Source organism: Rhodoplanes elegans (genome assembly GCF_016653355.1).
In the GTDB taxonomy this organism is placed as follows: domain Bacteria; phylum Pseudomonadota; class Alphaproteobacteria; order Rhizobiales; family Xanthobacteraceae; genus Rhodoplanes; species Rhodoplanes elegans.
The window spans coordinates 38,202-58,995 of record NZ_NHSK01000059.1 but is presented as its reverse complement, the minus strand read 5'-3'; the positions used below and the strand labels follow the sequence as shown (position 1 = coordinate 58,995).

Sequence of the window (20,794 nt, the reverse complement as noted above, 5' to 3'; positions counted from 1 at the left end):
CCCTGGTCGGCTGGCTGTTCGCGCCGGCCGGCGACGGCCGCCGTCCCGCCGTGGTGATGATGCACGGCCGCGGCGGCGCCTACTCGTCGCGCGCCGCGGGTCGCTACGACGCTTCGACCCTGTCGCGGCGGCACGCCTTCTGGGGCCGGTTCTGGGCCGCGCAAGGCTATGTCGCCGTGCTGGTCGACGGCTTCGGGCCGCGCGGCTTTCCGGCCGGCTTCGCCCGCGGCACGCATGCGCAGCGGCCGGCCGAGGTGAACGAGGTGACGGTGCGGCCGCTCGACGCCTACGGGGCGCTCGCCTGGCTGCGCGGCCGGGACGACGTGATCGCCGATCGCATCGGCCTGCAGGGCTGGTCGAACGGCGGCAGCGCCGTGCTGGCCGCGATGGCGGCCGCGCCTCGCGGGGCGGAGCCGCGAGAGGTCGGGCCGCAGGGCGCTCGCCCGCGCGGGTACGGGCCGCAGGCTCCCTCGCCGCGAGGCGCCGGGCCGCAAGACGCCGGGCCGAGCCGGACCGCGGCGACGCCGGCGACCGGGTTCCGGGCCGCGCTGGTGTTCTATCCCGGCTGCGGCCTGATGGGCGCCTTCAAGGCCGGCCTTCGGCCGTACGCGCCCGTCCGGGTTCTGATCGGCGACGCCGACGAGGACGTCTCGCCGAAACGGTGCGTCACCCTGGTGGAGCGGAGCCGCGCCGCCGGCGGGGACATCACGCTGACCCTCTATCCGGGCGCGACCCACGATTTCGACGACCCCGGCCGCACCCGCCAGAACATTCCGGCCAACGCAGCCGCGCGCGCCGACGCCATCGCGACGGCGCGAAACTTCTTCGCGGAGCAACTCGGCGGGCGGTGAGGCGCGGTCACGCGAGCGCCCAAACCGACGCGGACGAAGCGCAACCACGAGGGCGCGGCGGACGTAGAATATTTTCAGGAGGATCAAGGCCTTGAAGGCCGATGGCGCTCCCTAGGGGAAACGGCGGATCGCGCCGCGCCATGGACCACAAGGCATTGAACGGAAGAGACTTTTCCGATCGCACGGCAAGTCGGCCGGTGGCGTCCATGTAGCAAACCGGTGGACAGGAAGCAACGGCTGACGAGCGACATTGAACGCAAGGCGGCAACGCTCCGCGTGCAGCTCATCGCATCGAGGTATGTCTGGGAAGCCCCACGAATGGACCGTGGGTCTAGCGCCCCTCCCGCCCTCGTTTCCCCCAGGCCTGACCTGGGGGTTACAACCTGAGCGTCCGGTTCCGGGGACAGGAGATCATCGGCATTCTGCGGGTGGTGGGCCTTGACGGAACGCCCAACGCGCTACCACGCGGATCGACGGGCTGGAGACCACCCACAAGGTCCGCGTGGTGACCCTCGACGGGGCGCCCTGGTTCCTGGCGACGGATGTGTGCGCGGCGCTGGGTCTCGGACTGGAGAAGGGAACGAACACCCACACCCGGAAGCTGGACGCCGACGAGAGGCGGGGCGTTACCCCGTCTCAGGTACGGGGTTTGCGGGGGCTCGGCGCGACGGCCGTGTCCGAGAGTGGGCTCTACAAGCTCATCCTGCGGTCCGACGCGCCGACCGCCGCCCCCTTCAAGGACTGGGTGACCCGCGAGGTGCTGCCGGCGATCCGCAAGACGGGCGGCTACGTCCTGGCGGGCGCCGACCCGGCGACCGTGGAGGTGGGCGCGACCGCGACTGGCGAAACCGGGTGAGTAATAGGCTAGACCGGGGCGCTCGACCGATCCGGGAGAGAACCGGCGCCACGACCTAAAGTAATCAGGTTGCGTAATAGCCTACGTCGGACCCGCCTCGTGCCGCCCGAAGCCGAGCGGCGCAGAAGGGTGAGCAACAGCATAAACGTGGACCGTGTGGACCGGCCCGGCCTCCGCCCGGCCGCCGATCAATCGGGCCTACAATAGCAGCCTGGAACGCTCAACTCTCGGCAGCACAATCTCGCCCCGCAGCCCAGAATGGCAATTGGGACACTAACAGCCTAGATCGGTCCGCCCTGCCCGTTCACGGGCTCGGCCGGCCGCTTGGCGACCACCACCTCAACCTCGAACAGGTGAACATGACCCAACGGAATGACCGTGGGGCGGACGATGGCGCTCGCCTTCGCTCGCTGTCCCTCGGTGACCTGCTGAGCGTGGACCTCCCGGTCCGCGACTACATCCTCGACCCGCTGATGAAGCAGGGCGAGAGCCTGATGCTCTGGGCGGCGCCCGGCGTCGGCAAGACCATGGCGGCCCTGTCGATCGCGCTCGCGGCGGCCGGCGGCGGCAAGTTCCTCGGATGGAAGGCGCCGCACCCCTTCCGCGTCCTCTACGTGGACGGTGAGATGGCGCTGGCGGACCTGAAGGACCGCCTCGTGGTCCTGAAGGACGCCGTCGAGGGCCTGGACGTGGACGCGGCGGCGAAGAACCTGCGGCTCCTGGTGCGCAGTCATCAGGACCCGGAGGCGTCGTTCCCGGACATCGCCACGCCGGAAGGGCAGCAGACGATCTATGCCCGCGCCCGCGGCATGAAGGCGGACCTCGTGATCCTCGACAACTTCTCGGTCCTCGCCGGGGTCGACGACGAGAACGACGCCGGGGCGATGAACCCGGTGCTGACCTTCCTGCTCCGCATGAAGCAGGCGGGGATCGCCACCATCCTGGTCCACCACTCCAACAAGGGCGGCGAGAGCTACCGCGGGTCGTCGAAGATCGCGACGACCTTCGAGGCGATCATCGGCCTCAAGGCGAACAGTGGCGTCGCGTCCCGGTACACAGCCGCCTTCGATCTGGCGTTCACGAAGTTCCGCGGGCGCCGGAACGACACCATCGTGGAGACCAGTGCGTGGCTGGAAGAGGCCGCCGACGGGACGCTGCGGTGGCGGTGGAAGGAGAGCGAGGACGCCGAGCTGGGGCGGGTCGTCACCCTGGTGAAGACCTGCCGCTACGGACGTGACGCGGACCTCGCGAAGGCCTTGGGCGTGTCGACCGGCAAGCTGTCGGGCCTGAAGAACACCGCCATCGCCCGCGGGCTCATCAAGGCGCCGGACTGGAAGCGATGCGTGGAGGCGGCGCGGGCGAGCGAGAGCGGCCTGGACGCCTTCCCCGATGTCGCGGAGGCCGACGAGGACGACGCACACAACGACTTCTGAGCGACCACGCGACCGACCGGGAGACAGCGGGTCCGACACCCGCCCCGGCCGGCGCGTTCACGGCGGTCACAGTCGCCCCAAGAAGTCACCTTGGTGCTTCGCCTTGCCCGACGCTTCACCGTTCATGTTCTTCATAGGCCGTGAACGCTGAACGCCGGCATTTTTCATTGACTACACAATACGTTATCTGCCCCGCGCCCGAGGACGATTTCACGTCTGCCCGGCCGGCTTCACCGCCGATCGGAGCGCGTCCGTTCACGGCCATCCGGGAGCGTAGCAGAGCGCCGGGGGACCCGCGGATGGGACCCGTGGGGAAACGGCCCGGCATGTTTTGGCGACAATTTCCGAGCCGCCCCCTCGATCCGCGCCGCCTCGCCAAGTCCCCCCGCCCGGCCCAAACGAACAAACCGGTGGACGCGGTGGATTGTTGATCTACTGCCCGGACAGCACGTCAGCCCGGACCCGCTGGTCGAGCCTCCCCGTGTTGAGGGTCTGCCCCTAAGCGACATCGTCTATCGGGCTGAGAGGCCGTGCGAGTGTCATTTGCACAGCTCCGCTCGGACCCGACCAGGCCCCGCACACAAGACGTGCATGATCGAGCGGACACCGATCTCATTGCATTCGGCCGTGGCCCGACGGGCCGGATCATCGCTATATCCCGTCATCGTCAGCGTTCGGTCGCGTCGGCGCCAAGAACCACTCAATCCGAGGGTGTCGAGAGAAAACGCCACGTTCTCGGCGTCGGCCTCCCGGATCGTTCCTGCATAGGCTCCGCCGTAGTGGTAGCCTTCCATCAACGCCTTCCTGGTCCGCGGATCGAAGGTGAAGAAGAACGGGCCCTGGTCCCCGTGGCAGCGAAGGGAGAACGGGGGCATCCCATCTTCGGCACGCCCTGGCACGTCGTCGCGCCCCGAGACCATGGTCCTCGTCTCGGTGATCTCGCAAACGTGCCGAAGCGCTGGTCTCAGCTCGTCGCCAATGAAACCTGGCCACACCAATACGTTCTCGGATCGGTCCCACGTCAACTCCAGGTCACCACCGTCGCCGTGGACCGAAAACAAGACCTTCTGGTCGTCCGAGCTTCGGATCGTGGCCGGGCGAGCTTGTCCGGTGGCGGGCTCGAAGAGGATCAGCTTCGCGTCGAGATCGAAGGTCGCGTGATAGGGCGAGAACCTTGGTGCCGTGAACTTGGAGTGAGTGCATCGGATCGAAAACGTCTCCGCTTCGGCGGTGGAGCCCGCAACGACGGAGATCGCGACTAGGACGGCAAGGCGCATCATCTGGCATTCCCCAGGTTGCGCCTGAGATACGGCACCGCAGGGCCCGCGACAATCACGCCGAAATGTCCCCAAGGGTATACCCTCGCGGACGTCGCGGAGGTGCTCGTTTCCGGCGTCCGTACGGGTTGAAATCGATCTACGGACAGGCTACTGTGCGGACGTGACCCGTACGGACGTCTCGGAGCCTGCCATGTCCACCATCCTCTACGCCCGCGTCTCGACCGCCGAGCAGACCCTCGACCACCAGCGAGCCCACGCCGAGGCGGCCGGGTTCAAGATCGACGAGGTCGTCGCCGATCATGGCGTCTCCGGGATCAGCACTCGGCTGCGCGATCGTCCGCAGGGGCGGCGGCTGTTCGACATGCTCCGGGCCGGCGACGTCCTGGTGGTGCGGTGGGTCGACCGGCTCGGGCGGAACTACGCCGACGTCTGCGACACCATCCGGGACTTCATGCGCCGTGGCGTCGTCATCCGCACCGTCATCAACAACCTGACCTTCGACGGCGCCACCACGGACCCGATGCAACAGGCCGTGCGGGACGCGCTGATCGCCTTCATGGCCGCGACCGCACAGGCGAACGCCGAGGCGATCAAGGAAGCCCAGCGGGCCGGCATCGAGGCCGCGAAGGGCCGAGAGGATCACCGCTACCTCGGCCGGAAGCCGAGCTACACCCGGAAGCAGTTCGCCGAGGTCCGGGACCTGCTCGGGCAGGGCGTCGAGATCACCCGCGTCGCCAAGACCACCGGCCTGAGCCGACAGACCGTCTACAGGATCAAGAACGACCCGGCGGACGCGGAGAGGGTGTTGGCCCAGTGGGAAGCCAGGGGCGCCGCCGCTTAGGCGCCGTGGCGTCATTTCTGCGGGCACCGGTCGGCACAGCTCGTCCCCGCAAGCCCCCGCGGGGCTTGCTGCGGGCTTCCGGCGCCCCCACAATCGGCCATCCCTTCCCGACACGAACGACTCGTGTACAAGGCCGGCGAGGATGATGAGCCGTGTTCCGTAGCCCACGCACATACCGCGTCCAACGCGCCGACCGGGAGCCACTGGTCCGGTTCATGCGCGACGCGCTCGAAGGCGAGGGCTGCCGCATCATCTACTGCTCGGAGCCCGACCAAGCGCCATTCATCATCACGTTCGAGACCCGCAGCGGCGAGCGGATGGGCGTCGTGGCGTATGCGTTCCTTGCGACCCGGACCCCGACCAAGAACCGGCCGACGGACGAGCGGAGCTTCCAGGTGAAGTACGGCAGCAAGCTCGCCGACAACGTCCACGACATCTGGCAGGACCCGCTCGGTCTCTACACCACCATCTTTCTCGGCATCTCACCGGAGGACGGCCACTTCGTCGCCGTCGACCCGGAGATGCACAACCCCACCAAGTTCTTCATCCGCATCGAGTACAAGGACAGCCAAGCTGAGCAGATCCGCAAGGCCGGATGGCATGCGTGGGAGCGGAGCCGCGTCGGTCGCGAGGACCAGCCGATCGAGGTCCTCGTCGGGGGCACGTCCGAGCACCTCTTGGACCTGATCCGGTTCGAGCGTGCCGCTCAAGGGCTCGACCCTGGCAACCGGCAGCTACTGGCGCAGAAGCGGGGCCTCTTCACCGGAGCCCCCACGACCCCGAGCGAAGCCGAAGCTGTCGAGGAGATCGCAAGCCACCCGCTCACGAAGGAGCTGGACCTGGGCTCCGACGATATTCTCGATCTCATCGCGACGGCTCGGCGCTTGAAGATGGCAGTGCGAGGATGGGTGGCGGAGAGGCACCTTGCCGACGTGCTCAAGCGCACACCCGGCATCACGCATTGTGAGCGGATCGATGACGAGGGAGCCCCGGACCTCCGTGTGCGGCTCAAGGACGGGCCGTTCTTGACGATCGAGTGCAAGAACGTCCTGCGGGAGACGGATAGGCTCGGCGTTCCGCGGCTCGACTTCCAACGAACAAGGGCGTCGAAGAGCGATCCTTGCTCCCGGTACTATGCTCCGACCGACTTCAACATCCTGGCCGCTTGCCTTCACGCGGTCACGGAAAGCTGGGAGTTCAAGTACATCCAGCCCAGCCGGCTGGCCGAGCACCGAAAGTGCCCCGGCAAGCTGAACAACAACGTCCGCGTGGACGACGCCTGGACCGCAAACCCTGTTCCGGTGCTCGAAGCGGCAGCCATGACGAGGCTCTGATGGAACCGCTGCGGGTGATCAGCCTCTACACCGGCGCCGGCGGCTTGGACTACGGGTTCGAGGCGGCCGGCTTCGAAACGACCGCCGCCGTCGAGCTTGATGGCGTTTGCGCCAAGACCCTCAACGCCAGCCGATCCTGGCCAATCATCAGCGCGGACATCAACGACGTCGCCACACGCGACATCCTCGGCACCGCCGGCCTGAAGCGCGGCGAGGCCGACGTGCTGATCGGCGGCCCTCCCTGCCAGCCATTCTCCAAGTCGGGCTTCTGGGCGACGGGGTCCACCAAGCGACTGGAAGACCCGCGGGCGTCGACGCTCGAGAACTACCTCCGAGTGCTGGAGGAGGCGCAGCCCCGCGCGTTCCTGATGGAGAACGTGGAGGGCCTGGGCTTTCGCGGGAAAGATGAAGGCCTCACGTACATCCACGCTCGCCTGGACGAGATCAACACCCGTCGCCGGACGCGGTACCGGGCACACACGGCCGTGCTGAATGCGGCGGACTTCGGCGTGCCTCAGCTTCGACGACGCATGTTCATCGTGGGCGCGAGGGACGGTCGAGAGTTCCGGTTCCCTTCTCCGACGCATGCGGCTGCTGATCAAGCCGAGCACACGGGGCAGAGGAGGCATCTGACCGCGTGGGACGCCCTGCGGAAGGTGCGCGTCTCGGCCGGAGACGACCTTCGCCTGCGGGGGAAGTGGGCCGACTTGCTGCCGACGATCCCCGAGGGGCAGAACTACCTGTGGCACACGGAACGCGGCGGTGGTGAGCCTCTGTTCGGCTGGCGCCGCCGATACTGGTCGTTCCTGCTCAAGCTGGCGAAGAACGCCCCCTCCTGGACCATCCAGGCGCAGCCCGGTCCAGCCACGGGTCCGTTCCACTGGGCAAACCGTCGCCTGAGCGTCGAGGAGATGGCGCGTCTGCAGACCTTCCCCTCGGACGTGAAGCTGATCGGGACCTACGCGGATGCGCACCGCCAACTTGGCAATGCCGTCCCGTCGCTCCTGGCCGAGGTGCTGGCCCGCTCGATTGCCGAGCAGCTCTTGGACGTCACGCCCCGCGGTCGGCTGAAGCTCGCGGTCGCGGCGACATCCGCCCCGATCCCGCCGGCCGAGACGCCGGCTCCGATGCCTCGGAAGTATCTCGCCCTGCGCGGCGTCCACGCCGCACATCCGGGCACGGGGAAGGGCTACCGAGCAATGGAGCGAGCCCCGTCAGGCGGTGCCGTCATCTCTGAGGAACTCCTGTAGGCGCCAGATCAGGCCTTCCTCGGACGATACCTCGCATTCCCACACGACGAGCGAGGTCCACCCGAGCGCCGCCAGGGCCTTGAGGGCGGCGCGGTCGCGCTCGACGTTCCGCGCGAGCTTGGGCAGCCAATACTCGGGGCGAGCGGACGGCTTCTTCGCGAGCCGGCATCCGTCATGCTGATGCCAGAAGCAGCCGTGAACGAAGATCGCCTTGCGACGACCACGCATCACGATGTCCGGATGACCGGGAAGTTCGGCCGCATGGAGCCGGTAGCCGTATCCGAGCTTCCTCAGCGCCCGCCGCACTTCGCGCTCGGGACCGGTGTCCTTCTTGCGGATGCTCCGCATCATCCTGGAGCGCACATCCGGCGAGATCGCACCCACGTCCGTCAGCTCCCGAGACCGTGTTGGCCCGCCTTTTTTTCGGCGGGGGTGCGAGACCATCTGTGTTTTTGAACACGGTCAACACCACAGCGAGGACACGTTTCTCACCTCGCGACACGAGGGAGAGGTCGCGACCACCTCAGCCGCTCGATCGCGCTCGGTGGCTTGAGGCTCGCGACGGCATCCGCCAGGACCTGCAGCGGAACCCCGCTGCCGTAGCGTCGGCCGACACTCCTGCCACCGCCCTTGAAGCTGTGGCCGCTGAGGGCGTCGTGGACCTCTTCCTCGATCCGGGCAGCCCGGCACATGTCCTTGAAGGTGTGCCGGAGCGAGTGGAAGTCCTTGCGGCCGTCCTCCCCGACGATCTTGAGGTGGACGCGGCGCCAACGGTTGAACCACTTCGACCATGCCGCGCCCCACCGGCCCGCCTTCTTGCCGCGCGGCTCCAGACCGGGGAACAGTGGTGCGGCGTCGTCCGCGGCCTCGGCCCGCCTCACCTCCAGGAACTCGAAGAACCCGATCTCGCCGAGGACCGGATGGAGCGGGACTTGCCGCTTCGAGGTCTTCGCCTTGAGCGTCTTGCCGCGCTCGTCGGTGATGTCGAGGAAGGCGATCCCGGTCTCGGGGTCGCGCCTGACGTCCCGGACCTGTAGTTGCGCCAGTTCCGACAGGCGGGCGCTCGTCAGGACGGCGAGCACCGGGAGCCAGAACGCGGCCTCGCCCTGCCCTGCGCGTGGGCGCTCGTTCGCGGTGTAGATCGACGACGAGAAGATCGTCGCCAAGTCGTCGGGCGTGAACGGGTCGCGGTCGCGCTCGTCGCCATTGCTCTCGGGCTTCAGCCCTTCGAAGGGGTTCGCCCAACCAGACCCGTTGAACTTGAGGTCGTAGGCCTTCGCGCCCTTGTTGATGATGGCCGTGATCAGGGTGATGTGCTTGCCGAGCGTTCCTGACGACCGGCGCGGATAGTCCACGAGGTCGCGGCGGGCGAGGATGTCGGGAAGCGGCAGGCTTTCGACCTGAGCCGGCAGCCGCGTCGGCAGCCGCCAGAGGGCGTCACAGAAGCTCCGGGCCTGATCGCGCGTGATCGCGCCGATGCGCGGATCGCCGTGCATCTCGCGGAAGCGGCGGATGCAGAACTCGGCCTCGTCCGCGGTACTCTGGCGCGGCGCGTTCATGCCGGGCAGCAACGTGCCGGCCTTCCACTGCGCGAAGGTGTCGGACAGCGTGGGGCCGAGCTTCTCGGCCGGGTCGGGCGGCGGTGGCGGGGTCGGGACGAAGTGCCCGTCGTTCCGCTTCTTGAGCGCGGCGAACGCCCGTTGGGTGGCGGCGAGGAACTCGACGTCCAGGGCCTCCCGCTCGGGGGCGTCCGCCGGCAGGGCGATGCCGCGCTCGGACAGCGCCTTGTCGACCGCGGACCGGACCCAGTCGGGGGGCTGGCGCAGCGCGACGGCGAGCCGAAGCTCACTGCCGAACCTGTCGACGGCGAAGGTGAGCAGCCCGAGGTCGTCGCGGGTCATCCCCCGACGCGGCGGGGCCTCGGCCGGCTCGGACGGGGGCTCGTCGGTGGGGACGCCGAGGTCCGCGAACGCGGCCTCCCGCACCGGCTCCAGGTCGAGGCCGAGCCCCTTGGACCGAAGCGCGTCGTCGGCCGCCATCAGCTCCTGTGCCCGACGTTCCGCCAAGAACTCGATCACGTCCTCGGGGATCGTCAGCGCCGGTCCCTCGGCCAGGAACCGGCGAGCTTCGCGGACGAGCAGCTCGGTGTCGCTGATCCGGACGCCGGCCCGCGCCCTCGCGATCGAGTTCTCGGCCGTGCGGAGGCTCTCGGTGATCTCCTGCTTGATCCGGCCGAGCTTCCGGTTGACCAGCGGCTCGAGATTGCTCGGCCAGTGGTCCGGGACGGCATGGCCGCGGAGATCGTCGGGAAGGCGGAAGCGGAAGTGCCACGTCGATCCGCGGCGGATCAGGTACGTCATGAAGCCCATCGCCCGGCCCTGCATGTAGCAAGTGCATGTAGCAGCGGGCCGACGAAGCCGTTGATAGATCAGAATTTCTCGGAGGATCAAGGCCTTAAAGGCCGATGGCGCTCCCTAGGGGACTCGAACCCCTGTTTTCGCCGTGAGAGGGCGACGTCCTGGGCCGCTAGACGAAGGGAGCGTTGAGGTGGACATAGCCGCCTTCGAGCGCGAGCGCAAGCGCTCCGGTGCAGGTCCGCCAAACGCCCTCGCCTCACGGCTCGGTGGCGAAGCGCAGGCGGCCGGCGGGCTTCAGGGTCTGGGCGTCGAAGCTGCGAATCTCGATGCCGGCGGGTGATTCGATCGTCAGCACGACGCGCTCGCCGGCGACCGCCGTGGCGGTGATTCTGCTCCCCTTCGGAAGCTGGACGGTCAGCTCGCTTTCGGTGCTTCCCCCGCTCTTTGAAACGCGGTAGCCCACGACTCCGAGCACCACGGCGATGCCCAGGAACGTGGCGACGCCGGAGAGGGCCATCAGAAGCTTGACGCGCGCCATGAAGCGCGCCTGTTCGGGATCGAGCGGCTTGTCGTCGGGTCCACCGGCGGCGCCGGCCGAATCACGGGAGGAGTGCGGAGAGGTCATGACCGAAGGGGATCGCCACGAGACGGTCGTCGTCGCGCCTGCCGAGGCCGGCGATCGACTCGACCGTGTGCTCGCCGCCCGCCTCGCCGATTACTCGCGCTCCCGGCTCAAGAGCCTGATTCTGGGCGGCCACGTCGCCATCGGCGACCGCACAGTCCGCGATCCCGGCCAGCGCGTCAATGCGAACGAGCGCCTGCTGGTCAAGGTGCCGCCGCCGGAGCCGCCGGAGCCGCAGCCGGAAGCGATCGCCCTCGACGTGGTGTTCGAGGACGACGAGCTCCTGGTGATCGACAAGCCGGCGGGCTTGGTCGTCCACCCGGCCGCCGGGCACTGGAGCGGCACGCTCGTCAACGCGCTGGTCGCCCATTGCGGCGAGAGCCTGTCCGGCATCGGCGGGGTGGCGCGGCCCGGCATCGTCCACCGGCTGGACAAGGACACGACCGGCCTGATGGTGGTCGCCAAGACCGACAAGGCGCACCGCGCGCTGTCGCGCCAGTTCGCCGACCACGGCCGCACCGGGCCGCTGGAGCGCGGCTACCTCGCCTTCGTCTGGGGCGTGCCGGACCGGCCGCGCGGGACGATCGACAAGCCGATCGGCCGCCATCCGCAGTCGCGCGACAAGATGGCGATCCGGCCGGACGGCCGCGAGGCGATCACCCACTGGGAGCTGGTGGAAAAATACCGCGGAAAGTCCGGCGAGCCGGTGGCGAGCCTGATCGCCTGCCGGCTGGAGACCGGCCGGACCCATCAGATTCGGGTGCATCTCGCCTCGCTCGGCCACCCGTTGATCGGCGATCCGGTCTACGGGCCCGGCTTCCGCACCAAGGCGGCGCTGCTGCCCGCCGAGGCGCAGACGATCCTCGACGGCCTCGGCCGCCAGGCCCTGCACGCCTTCCTGCTCGGCATCCAGCATCCGAAGACCCGCAAGCATCTGGTCTGGCGTGCCCCCTTGCCGGCCGATCTCGCCCACCTACATAAGGTCCTGGGTGGGGGAACCATCGACCTCGCGCGACGTTGAGGCCGTATGCGCTCGCGTGCGCGCGGCGCGTCGGATGCGCCCGAGAGTTGGTCACCGGCAGGTTGGAACGAGCAAAGACACCGACGACATGCTCGTGGCGAGATCCGGCTCCAGACGTTCGGAGCCGGGTGTCGGACACGGGCGTGGGCGCCGCGGCGCTCCGTCGCGGGGGTGATCGTTTCGGCCCGTCGATCGTACCAACGAATGGATCGGTAACCACGGCCGCCAAGGCCACGGTAACCAAAACGGTGCGACATCAACGCCGTAGGTCGATTGGTCACAGGGTCGTCACGTGACGGTGACGGCTCGTCTGGTTTCTTCGAACGACCCACCCGTGTATGCTGCGACGCGCGATCGGCGAAAGCCGTCGCACGCAGCAGGGCGTCGTCGGCTCCTGGAGCGGCGGCGCCTTCATCGCCCGCCGCGACACGGGGGCACAACTTGGAGGGCGCTTACGATGGCCCAATCCGCTTCCATGCCGGTGATCAACGCCGAGTCGGGCCTCGCCCGCTATCTCGACGAGATCCGCCGGTTTCCCATGCTGGAGCCCCAGCAGGAATACATGCTGGCGAAGCGCTGGCGCGAGCACGGTGATCGCGACGCCGCCCAGCAGCTCGTCACGTCCCATCTTCGCCTGGTCGCCAAGATCGCCATGGGGTATCGCGGCTACGGTCTGCCGATCTCCGAGGTGATCTCGGAAGGCAATGTCGGCCTCATGCAGGCCGTGAAGCGGTTCGAGCCCGAGAAGGGCTTCCGCCTCGCGACCTATGCGATGTGGTGGATCAAGGCGGCGATCCAGGAATACATCCTGCGCTCGTGGTCGCTGGTGAAGATGGGCACCACGGCCAACCAGAAGAAGCTGTTCTTCAACCTGCGCAAGGCGAAGAGCAAGATCTCGGCGCTCGAGGAAGGCGATCTGCGCCCCGACCAGGTGGCGATCATCGCCAAGCGCCTGGGCGTCGGGGAGCAGGACGTCATCGACATGAACCGCCGGCTCGGCGGCGACGCCTCGCTCAACGCGCCGATCCGCGACGACGGCGACTCGGGCGAGTGGCAGGATTGGCTGGTCGACGACAGCGACAGCCAGGAGACCCGCCTCGCCGAGCACGAGGAGCTCGACAACCGCCGCAAGGCGCTGGCCGAGGCCATGGAGGTGCTCAACGATCGCGAGCGCCGCATCTTCCAGGCGCGCCGCCTCGCCGACGATCCGGTGACGCTGGAGGAGCTGGCCGAGGAGTTCGGCGTGTCGCGCGAGCGCGTGCGGCAGATCGAGGTGCGGGCCTTCGAGAAGGTGCAGAAGGCGGTGCGCAACCGCGTCGCCGCGATGGAGAGCCCTGCCGCCGCCCGCGAGGCGATGGCCGCCGCGGCCCACTGAGGCGGCGGCGGAGATCGCGGCACCCGATCGCGGTCGGCCTGCGAAGTTGATATGCGAAGTCGATATGCAAAGCGCGGCCCCCGGGCCGCGCTTTTTTTATGTCCGCGCCACGGGTACAGCTCGACACGCACGGCTGGTCTCGGACTTGCCCGGAGACGCCGCGAGGAGGACCCGCATCATGAGACCGACGAGGATCGACCGCCGCACGCTTCTGCGCGCCGCCACGGCGGGCGCGGCCGCGGCGCTGCCGTGGTCGGCGGGCCGCGCCGCCGAGGGCGCCGCGCGGCTGCGCGTCGCCGCCCTGTTCGCCGGCAAGATCGACGACCGCGGCTTCATGCAGGCGGGCTATGACGGTCTGACGCTGGCGGCCCGCACCGTGCCGGCCGAGATCGAGTTCACCCAGGGCATCGCGCCGCAGCCGGACGCCCTCGCGGCGGCGCTGCGCGCGCTCGCCCAGAAGAAGCCCGATCTCGTCGTCGCCCATGGCGGCCAGAACAATGCCGCGACCAGGACCGTGGCGGCGGAGTTTCCCGACATCGCCTTCGTGGTGACGCAGGGCAACGTCACCGGGCCGAACCTCGCGAGCTACGAGGTGCTGCAGGAGCAGTCGGCCTTCCTGGCCGGGGCGCTCGCCGGCCTGATCACCAAGACCGGCGTGGTCGGCCACATGTCGGGCATCCGCGTCGTGCCGGGCCTCAAGGGCCGGGCCGGCTACGCGGCCGGCGTCGCCCACACCAACCCCAAGGCGAAGCTGCTCACCAACTTCTCCGGCAACCAGGACGACAACGCGCTGTCGAAGAAGATCGCGACCGCGATGATCGCGGCCGGCGCCGACGTCGTGTTCACGATGCTCAATGCCGGCCGCATGGGCGCCGTGGAGGCGTGCCGCGAGAGGGGCGTGCCGCAGATCGGCAACGTGGTCGACTGGACGACCATCGTGCCCGACGTGTTCATCGCCTCGGCTTGCGCCGACTCGGGCCGCGCCGTCGTCCAGGCGGTGGCCGACAAGGCGGCCGGCCGCTTCGCGGCGGGATCGATCCGGCAGGTCGGGCTCGAGACTCCGGAGGCGGTGCGGCTCGCCATGGCGCCGCGGGTGCCGGAGGAGGTTCGCGCCCGCATCGCGGCGATCGCAGCCGAGATCGTCGCCGGCCGGCTCGCCGTGCCGCACGAGTGGAGCGGCGAGGAGTTCCCGACGCCGGCGTGAGACACGCCGGCGGCGGAGCAGGATCACGGCGTCACGGGCGCCACACCACGTCGCCGGGCAGGCCCGGGCCGTGCAGCAGCCGCTCGGTCTCGTGCAGGTGCTGGCGCGCCGACGCCGCCTTCGCCTTCACCTGATCGATGCGGGCGAGCAGCGCCCGCGCCTCCTCGTGCAGCGCGTGCTCGGTCGGCCCGTGCTCGGCCAGCTCGTGCGCGACCAGGCCGTCGGCGATCACGTCGAGACACGAGACGAGACAGAACAGCAGGGTCGAGAGGTGGTCGGAGCGTCGCCGCAGGCTGGCGATGCGGCGGCGCAGGGCCGCTTCGCCGCCCGGCGGCGCCGGGCCGATGGTGGACGGACGTGCGGGGCTCGTCACGATCGCGCTCCCGGCGTCAGGCGGCGCGCACGCCGACGAGGAAGCGATCCACCTCGACGCGCAGCCGCGCGCTCTCGTGAGCGAGCGACTGGGCCGAGGCGAGCACCTGGCTTGACGCCGATCCGGTCTCGCCGGCGCCGCGGTTCACCTCGGTGATGTTGGCGGCGACCTGGGTGGTGCCGGCGGCGGCCTGCTGGACGTTGCGGGCGATCTCGTGGGTCGCTGCGCCCTGCTCCTCGACAGCGGCCGCGATGGCGGCGGAAATCTCGGCGATGCGGCCGATGGTGCCGCCGATCTCCTTGATCGCCCCGACCGAGACCTGGGTGGCCGACTGCATGCCCGAGATCTGGGCGCCGATGTCGCCGGTCGCCTTGGCGGTCTGGGCGGCGAGCGCCTTGACCTCCTGCGCCACGACCGCGAAGCCCTTGCCGGCTTCTCCCGCGCGAGCCGCTTCGATCGTCGCATTCAAGGCCAACAGGTTGGTCTGCTCGGCGATCGCCGTGATCAGCTTGACCACGTCGCCGATGCGGTTCGCCGCCTGCGACAGCTCGGTGATCTGACCGTCGGTCTTCTCGGCCTGACGCACCGCCTCGCCGGCGATACGGGTCGCCTCCTGCACCTGGCGGCCGATCTCGCCGACCGACGACGACATCTCGTTGGTCGCCGAGGCGACGCTCTGGACATTGGCGGAGGCCTGCTCGGACGCCGCGGCGACCGTGGTCGACAGCTCCTGGGTGCTCTCGGCCGTGCGGGTGAGCGTGCCGGCCGCCGCCTCGAGCTCTGTCGACGCCGAAGACACGGTCTTCACGATGTCGCCGACCGCACGCTCGAAGCCGTCGGCGAGCGCGATCATGTCGGCCTTGCGGCGCGCCGCGGCGATCCGGTCCTGCTCGGCCTTCTCCTCGGCCTCGATCCGGGCCTTCTCGGCCGCCTTGATCTTGAACGCCTCGACCGCGTCGGCGATCTCGCCGACCTCGTCCTTGCGGCCGACGCCGGTCAGAACCACGCCGAAGTCGCCGTCGGCGAGCCGGCGCATGCCGGCGGCGAGCCGCGTGATCGGCCGGGCGATGCCGAACTGCGCCACCGCGAAGGCGAGCACGAGCGCGAGCGCGACACCGAGCCCGACGATCAGATAGGTGAACGAGACAGCCGACCGGGTGGTGTCGGTCAGATCGACCGAGCCCTGCTTGATGTCGCGGTCGAGCGCGGTCGCGATGTCCTGGATGTCGGCCAGCATCTTGCGGATCGGCGGATCGACGGTCGCGCGCATCAGCGCGTTGGCCCGCGCCTGCTCGCCCTTCAAGGCGAGGTCGAGGACCGGCCGCATGCTGGTTCGGATGTCGGCGATCACGCGCTCGGCCTCGTCGAGGCGCGCCGCGAGCTGCGGCCGACTCTCACGGGCGGTCTTCGCGTAGGACACGATGTCGTCCAGCGCCTTCTCGGCGCGCGCCACATTGGTCCGCTTCTCGGCCTCGTCGGTCTCGGCGATCGCCCGCACCGTGAACATGCCGTTCTGATAGACGGCGCGGTACATGCGGGCGACCGAGATGTAGGCGACCACGTCGTGGTCGAGGAAGCGCGAGTAGCCGTCGTCGATCGCCGTCATGGTGCGGCCGGCATACCAGGTGCCGCCGGCGGCGACGGCGGCGAGCAGCAGGATGACGGCGAGGATTTTCGGAAGGATCTTGATGCGGGTGAGCAGAGACATGGCGGTCGTGAGCTCCGGGCACGAGAGATCGTTCGGCCGTCGCGTGGGGCGCGAAGGTCGCGGTCGATCGGAGTTTGCGTATTCGGATTAGCCTGTGTTTATTATTTCCTGTAATTCTGACGACAAAACGCTAAGTTTATATTAATAAAGGACTCAATTTCCAATACTCCAAAAGACGCAAGACTATCCCGATTCCGCATCAAGATCGGAAAAGGTAGTATAGACAATGTGATTTGTGGGGCCGACATAGTATTCGATCGCCACCCCACGAACCGACGATGCTGAAGCGGTTTCCTCTCTTCAACGCGACCGATGTCGACGAGCACCGGTTGCATTCGCAGACCCTCGTTCCGGAGATCGTCCGAGTCGAGCAGCTGCGCCCTGGCCGCTTCAGCAGCGCGGTCGATGTGATGCTGCTGGGGGACACCCGCACCGGGACCGCCATCGCCTCGGTGGCCCACATGCCGGACCTGGAGGTCGAGGCGGTCGGCCGCCGGGCGGTGCGGCTTGTGATCCCGACCACATCCGCCATCGCGATCAGCTCCGGGGCTCGGTCGCGGGAGATCCTCGGCGGTGGCCTCGCCGGGCTGCTTCCGTCGAACCCGCTCCGCTTGCGGTACACGCCCGGACATCACCTCGTTCTGCGCGTCGATCGCGACAAGCTGGACCTCGCGCTGCAGGAGATGGACTGCGAGGCCGAGGTCGATCGGATTCTCGATGCCGTCTTCTTCGAGCCGCGCCTTCCGGGTCTGCAGGACTTCGCCGAGCATCTGCGGCGCCTGATCGCGACCATCGACGACAAGCCGGCCCGGATCCTCGACCAGCCGACGTTCCGCCGCGCACACGAGCAGAATCTGGTCCTGCGGCTCGCCGACATCCTGGCTCTGGTCCGCGAGCGCGGTTCCCTGGCCGTCGGCCGCAACAGCGCGGCGCTGCGGCGCGCCGAGGAGTACATCCGGGCCTATGCCGAGCGTCACGTCGATCTCGTCGCGATGGCGCGGCACGCCGGGCTGTCGCTGCGCTCGCTGCAGATCCTGTTCCGGGCCAACCACGACTGCACCATCGTGCAGTTCATTCGGCGCCACCGGCTGGCGCTCGCCCGCGAGCGGCTGGAGCGCGGCGAAACGGAGACGACCGTCGCCGAGATCGCGCGGCGCTCCGGCTTCACGCATCTCGGCCACTTCACCACGGCCTACAAGGAGGCGTTCGGGGAGCAGCCGCGCCAGACCCGCCAGCGGGCCCGGCGCGAGCCGGACCCGTAGTCGCGGCATCTCACGCACGGAATTCGTCGCGGCACGGCCTGAACCGCGCCGCGGCGCGTCGTGAAATGCCTCATACCAGCGGCCTGCGCCCCTGACTCTCACCGTCACCCTGAGGTGCTCGGGCGAAGCCCGAGCCGCGAAGGGCGACGGCCCGGGCCACATCCTTCGAGGCTCGCCTGCGGCGAGCACCTCAGGATGACGGGTCGAGGTGCAAAGCCCCTGGTATCAGTTCTTCTTCGCCTTCACGTTCTTCTCGATCCAGGCGACCAGCCGATCGGCGATCTCCAGGCTGTTGTCGTCCTGCATCAGCATGTGCGAGTTGCCCTTGATGCCGAGGTCGGGCAGCACGACGTGATCGATGCGGCCGCCCGCCTTGGTCAGCGCCTCGGCGAACTCGCGGCACGCCTTCAGGCGCGGCGCCCAGCGCGACGACGTCTCGACGTAGTCGCCCCACAGCACCATGATCGGGATGCTCATGTAGGGCTTCAGGTCGCCGGTCGCCGCCGGGCAGGTGCCGGGCTCGATCGAGACGATGCCGGCGATGCCCGTGGTGTCGAGCGCCGCGGTCTGGAACGGGTAGATGCCGGACTGCGAGTGGCTGATCAGCACGGTGCCGTCGAGCTTCTTGGACAGCTCGGAGAGCGCCTTCACGGTCGGGTTCGGGGTCGGCATGGTGGCGATCCAGTCGACCACCATCTGCTTGTAGAACTCGTCCTTGGCGGCGAGCGGGAAGCGCATGCCGTCATGCACCTTCGGGTACTCGGTACCGAAGCGGAAGATCGCCCACGCGGCCTCCTGGCCGGCCGCGAAGATCGGCGGGGTCTTGTCGACCGGCGTCTTGCCGAGCTTTACGCTGTTGACCAGGCTCGGATCGGCCGACGAGCGGCCGCGCGACACCTGATCGACCACATAGGTCGGGTGGCCGCGGCGGACGAAATACTCGTCCCAGCCCATGCGGCCGTCCGGCGTCGTCTCCCAGGTCTTGCCGGTGAGGCAGCAGCCGTGGATCAGCGTCACGGGCGGACGACCCGCCGCGACCGGGACCTGATAACGCACGTACATCTGCTCGACCGTGATGGTGCCGGACGGCGCATAGGCCGGCAGGGTCGACAGCGTGTCGGACGTCACGTTGCGGCCGCCGACGAAGAAGCTGCCTTGCTTCTCCAGCACGAGCGGGCCGGTCAGGCCCGTGGAGGCGGGAACGGCGGCCGTCTGGGCGGCGGCAGGGGACACGATGGCGGGGAGAGTGGAGGCGGCGAGCAGGGTCGCCGCGGCGAGCAGGCGTCGGGTCATGGGCATTCCTCGTTGGCGCGGGCGTGGCCCGCGTCGTCAGTCTTCTTGGATGTGGACGTGGATTTTGATGCGTAACGGAGGCCGGTCTGCCGTTTCGCAGGGAAGAACCGGGGCGGCTACCCGGTGCGGTCCTTGTAGGCGCCCGTGAGAAGCCAGGCGTCGAACGCCGGCCCGATCGCCTCGCCGGTGACGAGGCCGTCGCGCCAGTCGTCGCGGGCCGGACGCAGGCGCATCATCCAGCCCTCGCCGAAGGCATCCTTCATCATCAGCTCGGGGGCGTCCACCAGCCGCTCGTTGTGACCCACCACGGTGCCGTCGAATCCCGCGCGCGCCGCGCCGACCCACTTGCCGCCCTCGACCATGGCGATCCAGCGGTCCTTCTCGACGTCGAGCCCCGTGCGCTTCGGCGTGAACACCAGCACGTCGCCGATCAGCCCCACCGCCCACGGCGTAAAGCCGGCCCGCACCGCCCCGTCCGGCTCGGCCGCGTACCAGATCTGGTTCTCCATGTCGTAGAACAGATCGTCCGGATAATCGGCGTCCAGCACCTTGGCCACGGGGAAGCTCCGTCCTCCATCATACCAACTCCGGTCGACCAGCTCCCTGTCATTCCGGGGCGCGGCGAAGCCGCGAACCCGGAATCCAGCGACAGCCTCGGAACGCGCGATTGGATTCCGGGTTCGGCGCTGCGCGTCGCCCCGGAATGACCGCGCTCAATACGTCAGCACCCGGCACTCGCCTTCCATCAGGTCGCGGATCATCGCGGCCGCGCCCATCATGCCGCTGCATTCGGGAATGAGATCCGCCTCGGTCATGTCGAACAGGTCGAGATTGGCCGGGCAGGCCCAGAAGCGGGCGCCCTGGTCGTGCGCCTCCATGATCCAGTCGTGCACGGTCTTCGGATGCCCCGGCTTGATGTGGATCTGATCCGCCACGCCCTTGCGCATCAGACGGCCGGCCGTCGCCGTGCACACGACGTCGACCCGGTAGTCCATCGCGGCCGCGACGGCGGCGTGATAGAATGGCCCCCCCAGCTCCTCCGGATTGCGCGGGTCGGTGTTGAGCAGCACGATCAGCAGGCGGCGGGTCATGCGCAGATCGCCGTGCGGATGCCACTGAAGGCGCCCCACCCTCCGCTCATTCCCGCGCAAGCGGGAATCCAGGGGCCGAAATTCGGGCCGCCGTGCCAGTCGCCCCTGGGTCCCCGCCTTCGCGGGGACGAACAGAGCCAATGCTCATCCATTGCCGCCAGGGAGCGATCAAAAATCGACAAGCGGCGTCTCCGGCATATAGGTGTCGAACAGCGTCCAGAACGAGCCGTGGCGGTTGTCGGCGTACCAGCCCTCGAAACCGGCGAGCGCGGCGGCGGGCGACGGCTCGGGCTCGTCCTCGCCGCTGAGCGCGCGGAACAGCGCCTGCGCGACCGGCGCGAACATTTCCAAGACCTCGGTGCGTGCCTCGCTGTCCTCGTGCCAGCCGAGCTTTCCACGCAGCACGGCGAAGCTGATCGCGACCGCACTCGCCTCGGCGTCGGCGCCGGCCATCGCCTCGGCGAGCCCGCGCATCAGGTTGAGGCGCCGATAGGCGACGGCGCGCTCCTGCTCCAGCGCCGCGATGCGCTGCGCCGCCTCGCGGCGGAACGCAGCCTCGGCCGTCTCGGCGTGACCGGCGGCGGCCTCGAGCGAGACGAGGAACGGCAGCGAAGAGACCGGCATGGCGGCCGTGGAGGTCATC

At 68.9% G+C, this 20,794-nt stretch carries 20 protein-coding genes and 1 tRNA gene; 10 read left to right on the top strand and 11 right to left on the bottom strand.

What is annotated here, in order from left to right:
* The 3 genes from CCR97_RS05545 to CCR97_RS05535 all read left to right on the top strand — a co-directional run.
* Window positions 1–851, top strand: an 851-nt coding sequence (locus CCR97_RS05545; protein WP_201159358.1) for a dienelactone hydrolase family protein, incomplete at its 5' end; no start/stop codon positions are given.
* 502 nt (window positions 852–1,353) lie between these two features.
* Window positions 1,354–1,707 (top strand): BRO-N domain-containing protein, encoded by a 354-nt coding sequence (locus CCR97_RS05540; RefSeq protein ID WP_170145696.1) that lies wholly within the window; start codon window positions 1,354–1,356, stop codon window positions 1,705–1,707.
* A gap of 359 nt (window positions 1,708–2,066) precedes the next feature.
* Complete coding sequence (locus CCR97_RS05535) at window positions 2,067–3,140, top strand: AAA family ATPase (RefSeq protein ID WP_111355653.1); 1,074 nt, start codon at window positions 2,067–2,069, stop codon at window positions 3,138–3,140.
* Between the two features lie 539 nt (window positions 3,141–3,679).
* On the opposite strand, the gene CCR97_RS05530 is transcribed toward CCR97_RS05535, so the two are convergent.
* Window positions 3,680–4,420: a hypothetical protein gene (locus CCR97_RS05530; protein ID WP_111355654.1), complete on the bottom strand. Its 741-nt coding sequence runs from the start codon at window positions 4,418–4,420 to the stop codon at window positions 3,680–3,682.
* Window positions 4,421–4,610: 190 nt separating this feature from the next.
* Between CCR97_RS05530 and CCR97_RS05525 the strand changes: the two genes are divergently transcribed.
* From CCR97_RS05525 to CCR97_RS05515, 3 genes are all read left to right on the top strand, one after another.
* Complete coding sequence (locus tag CCR97_RS05525; protein ID WP_111355655.1) at window positions 4,611–5,261, top strand: recombinase family protein; 651 nt, start codon at window positions 4,611–4,613, stop codon at window positions 5,259–5,261.
* A 215-nt stretch (window positions 5,262–5,476) separates the two neighbouring features.
* Window positions 5,477–6,595, top strand: coding sequence for a hypothetical protein (locus tag CCR97_RS05520; protein WP_146618652.1), 1,119 nt, complete (start codon window positions 5,477–5,479; stop codon window positions 6,593–6,595).
* Window positions 6,595–7,845, top strand: a complete 1,251-nt coding sequence (locus CCR97_RS05515; RefSeq protein ID WP_111355657.1) for a DNA cytosine methyltransferase — start codon at window positions 6,595–6,597, stop codon at window positions 7,843–7,845. Before CCR97_RS05520 ends, CCR97_RS05515 begins: the two co-directional genes overlap by 1 nt.
* On the opposite strand, the gene CCR97_RS05510 is transcribed toward CCR97_RS05515, so the two are convergent.
* The 4 genes from CCR97_RS05510 to CCR97_RS05495 form a co-directional block, all read right to left on the bottom strand.
* Window positions 7,810–8,289 (bottom strand): very short patch repair endonuclease, encoded by a 480-nt coding sequence (locus CCR97_RS05510; protein ID WP_111355658.1) that lies wholly within the window; start codon window positions 8,287–8,289, stop codon window positions 7,810–7,812. The two genes, CCR97_RS05515 and CCR97_RS05510, sit on opposite strands and share 36 nt — an antisense overlap.
* Before the next feature lie 44 nt (window positions 8,290–8,333).
* On the bottom strand, window positions 8,334–10,205 hold the full coding sequence (locus tag CCR97_RS05505) for a site-specific integrase (RefSeq protein WP_111355659.1): 1,872 nt from the start codon (window positions 10,203–10,205) through the stop codon (window positions 8,334–8,336).
* A gap of 105 nt (window positions 10,206–10,310) precedes the next feature.
* Window positions 10,311–10,386, bottom strand: a tRNA-Glu gene (locus CCR97_RS05500).
* 72 nt (window positions 10,387–10,458) lie between these two features.
* Window positions 10,459–10,827: a hypothetical protein gene (locus CCR97_RS05495; RefSeq protein ID WP_244670282.1), complete on the bottom strand. Its 369-nt coding sequence runs from the start codon at window positions 10,825–10,827 to the stop codon at window positions 10,459–10,461.
* Between CCR97_RS05495 and CCR97_RS05490 the strand changes: the two genes are divergently transcribed.
* From CCR97_RS05490 to CCR97_RS05480, 3 genes are all read left to right on the top strand, one after another.
* Window positions 10,826–11,845 (top strand): RluA family pseudouridine synthase, encoded by a 1,020-nt coding sequence (locus CCR97_RS05490; protein ID WP_244670281.1) that lies wholly within the window; start codon window positions 10,826–10,828, stop codon window positions 11,843–11,845. The two genes, CCR97_RS05495 and CCR97_RS05490, sit on opposite strands and share 2 nt — an antisense overlap.
* A gap of 457 nt (window positions 11,846–12,302) precedes the next feature.
* Window positions 12,303–13,220 (top strand): RNA polymerase sigma factor RpoH, encoded by a 918-nt coding sequence (rpoH, locus tag CCR97_RS05485; protein WP_111355661.1) that lies wholly within the window; start codon window positions 12,303–12,305, stop codon window positions 13,218–13,220.
* Between the two features lie 178 nt (window positions 13,221–13,398).
* The gene (locus tag CCR97_RS05480; RefSeq protein ID WP_111355662.1) at window positions 13,399–14,424 is read left to right on the top strand and encodes a BMP family protein; all 1,026 of its coding nucleotides are present in this window, start codon (window positions 13,399–13,401) and stop codon (window positions 14,422–14,424) included.
* Between the two features lie 31 nt (window positions 14,425–14,455).
* Here CCR97_RS05480 and CCR97_RS05475 read toward each other — a convergent pair whose 3' ends face one another.
* On the bottom strand, window positions 14,456–14,797 hold the full coding sequence (locus tag CCR97_RS05475; RefSeq protein ID WP_111355663.1) for a hypothetical protein: 342 nt from the start codon (window positions 14,795–14,797) through the stop codon (window positions 14,456–14,458).
* Between the two features lie 16 nt (window positions 14,798–14,813).
* Complete coding sequence (locus tag CCR97_RS05470) at window positions 14,814–16,505, bottom strand: methyl-accepting chemotaxis protein (protein ID WP_111355664.1); 1,692 nt, start codon at window positions 16,503–16,505, stop codon at window positions 14,814–14,816.
* Between the two features lie 278 nt (window positions 16,506–16,783).
* On the opposite strand from CCR97_RS05470, the gene CCR97_RS05465 reads away from it, so the two are divergent.
* Window positions 16,784–17,767, top strand: coding sequence for a helix-turn-helix domain-containing protein (locus CCR97_RS05465; protein ID WP_111355665.1), 984 nt, complete (start codon window positions 16,784–16,786; stop codon window positions 17,765–17,767).
* Window positions 17,768–17,992: 225 nt separating this feature from the next.
* On the opposite strand, the gene CCR97_RS05460 is transcribed toward CCR97_RS05465, so the two are convergent.
* The 4 genes from CCR97_RS05460 to CCR97_RS05445 form a co-directional block, all read right to left on the bottom strand.
* Window positions 17,993–19,060 carry an alpha/beta hydrolase family protein gene (locus CCR97_RS05460; RefSeq protein ID WP_244670280.1) on the bottom strand — a complete coding sequence of 356 codons (1,068 nt, stop codon included), beginning with the start codon at window positions 19,058–19,060 and terminating at the stop codon, window positions 17,993–17,995.
* 116 nt (window positions 19,061–19,176) lie between these two features.
* Window positions 19,177–19,617, bottom strand: coding sequence for a biotin/lipoyl attachment domain-containing protein (locus CCR97_RS05455; RefSeq protein WP_111355666.1), 441 nt, complete (start codon window positions 19,615–19,617; stop codon window positions 19,177–19,179).
* Between the two features lie 156 nt (window positions 19,618–19,773).
* Window positions 19,774–20,151 carry a DsrE family protein gene (locus CCR97_RS05450; protein WP_111355674.1) on the bottom strand — a complete coding sequence of 126 codons (378 nt, stop codon included), beginning with the start codon at window positions 20,149–20,151 and terminating at the stop codon, window positions 19,774–19,776.
* A 168-nt stretch (window positions 20,152–20,319) separates the two neighbouring features.
* Window positions 20,320–20,793, bottom strand: coding sequence for a hypothetical protein (locus CCR97_RS05445; protein WP_111355667.1), 474 nt, complete (start codon window positions 20,791–20,793; stop codon window positions 20,320–20,322).
* Between the last annotated feature and the right edge of the window lies 1 nt (window position 20,794).